We start from the raw sequence: 1,738 nt of genomic DNA, 5'->3' as shown, positions 1-1,738 counted from the left end.
GCCCCCAACAATACCTGTTCGGGAGTACCGCCGCGCCCGGCGATCTCATGGGCAGTTTGCGCGGCGTTTTTGCTGGAGAAGATCACATTTGCCGCTGCGGGGCCGCCCACGGCAAAGCCGAGGATTCCCTGCCCCGCGCCGGTCACCAGGTCATAGGCCACTTTTCCCACTGTGCCCATGTCCGCCGTGACCGTATCGCGCACCACGCGGTTTGCCTGAGTGAACTGAAAGGCGCTGCTGTTCGGGTCCATACCCAGCTTTGCCTCAGGCTTTTTGCTGCCTTTGAGCTGTACGGCCTCGCCCAGTATCTGGATCAACTCAATGGGCATCAGCAGTGCGCTCGAGATATTAATCATGGTTGCGGCGATGGGATGCTCATCGCAGTACCGAGCAAGATTCTCATTTTGGGCGAGTTGGCGGCGGGCATTGAGAGGTCGTTCCAGCAGCTCAAGAAACCGGGCGGCCTGTTCTTTCTTCCCTGCGCCGAGCAGCGCGGCATACACCTGGCGCTCTTCGGCTGACAGATACAGATACTCCTCCCTGACCGGGTTGATGATGACACTTGAGTGCGGCTGCCAGTCCGGATTCTGAAAGGTAAACTCAACAATATTCGGAATCTCTATCCTTCCATTCTCATCAGGGACAAGCAAATATGCCTCGTCGGCTGAAATGGTCTTTTTCCCGCTTGTCACATGGGCCTGATAATCCGGATCCCGGATTGCCCCATATGACAGATCCGTCAACGCGGTATCCACATGGTCATCTGTTTGAGATTTTTGTCCTTTTGCAGCTTGAGATCGTCAATCTGTGCGACAAGGCCGGATGTATCATAATAGCCCTGTTCGCCGTTTGCCGCAAACTCCAGATTGCGTGTGTTGTAATAACTCAGCGCCGCGTTCAGCGTATTGATCTGCCCGTCCAGATTCTGGTTCCAGTAGTACAGATCATGTTGCTCTCGGTTTCTCTCCCGCACCGATTCCAGTTCGCCTTCATCCGACAGGCTTTCCACGTAGGTCGTGCCATGGGGTTTGAACTGTTCGGCATAGGGGTTGCTCTCGTGGGTGATGGCAGCCAGAATCGCCTGCCGTTCTCTCTCAAGTGCACGTCGTTCGGCGTTGTATTCGTTTTCCAGTTTCTTTGCGTCGCTCTCAAGGCTGTAATAGGGCAATTTCTCCGGGTGGGACAGAATTCCATAGCTTCTCTGGGGCTTGTTGTCCTTGACATACTCCTTAAGATCCCCAATCCCCTTGTCGATCTGTTCCATTGTCAGGTAATTCTCATGGGCCATTTTGGCGAGCCCCACCTCGGTTGGATCATCATAGATGCTCGCCCGTATGTCCGATTTGACGGAAAAGTCCTTTGCTGCAAAATCCTTCAGCAGCGGGTTGTTGGTCTGCCTGCTCGGCGTCTTTGTTGATGCGGGCGTCTGTGTGAGCTTCGGTATGTCCATCCCCAGCGGCTTCTGCGACAGTGAAAGGGTTCCCGTGGCTTTGGACTTTGACTTTTCACTCGCAGACTCCGCCTTGTTGTTGCCGCCAAGAGCGGCAACAACAGCGTTCGCTGCGCTGCCCGCAGCCGAAGCAGCAGTGGATGCCGTCTGCTTCGCCGTCATCTCGGGCGGCATGTTGACAGGTTTGCCGGTCATGGTCTCCCACCGGCCGGTCTTGCTGTTGTAGACGATGGTCTCGTCTGCATCATATGGCATATTCCACATTCCTCCTCATGTGTTAGAATTAAT

The 1,738-nt window shown here is 54.9% G+C and carries 2 protein-coding genes; both read right to left on the bottom strand.

Features of this window, described 5'->3' with window-relative positions; all coding sequences use genetic code 11:
- The coding region (locus H8695_RS11525; protein WP_249301887.1) for a hypothetical protein at window positions 1–692 on the bottom strand (692 nt) is incomplete at its 3' end.
- 47 nt (window positions 693–739) lie between these two features.
- On the bottom strand, window positions 740–1,705 hold the full coding sequence (locus tag H8695_RS11520; RefSeq protein ID WP_249301871.1) for a hypothetical protein: 966 nt from the start codon (window positions 1,703–1,705) through the stop codon (window positions 740–742).
- Between the last annotated feature and the right edge of the window lie 33 nt (window positions 1,706–1,738).

Origin of the sequence: Feifania hominis, from assembly GCF_014384765.1 — a bacterium.
Taxonomy (GTDB): Bacteria; Bacillota; Clostridia; order Oscillospirales; family Feifaniaceae; genus Feifania; species Feifania hominis.
This window is presented reverse-complemented; position numbering and strand designations above follow the sequence as displayed.

Bases quoted from the DNA above. Each gene is read 5' to 3' on its own strand.
- H8695_RS11520 (WP_249301871.1), bottom strand. From the start codon at position 1,705: ATGCCATATGATGCAGACGAGACCATCGTCTACAACAGCAAGACCGGC.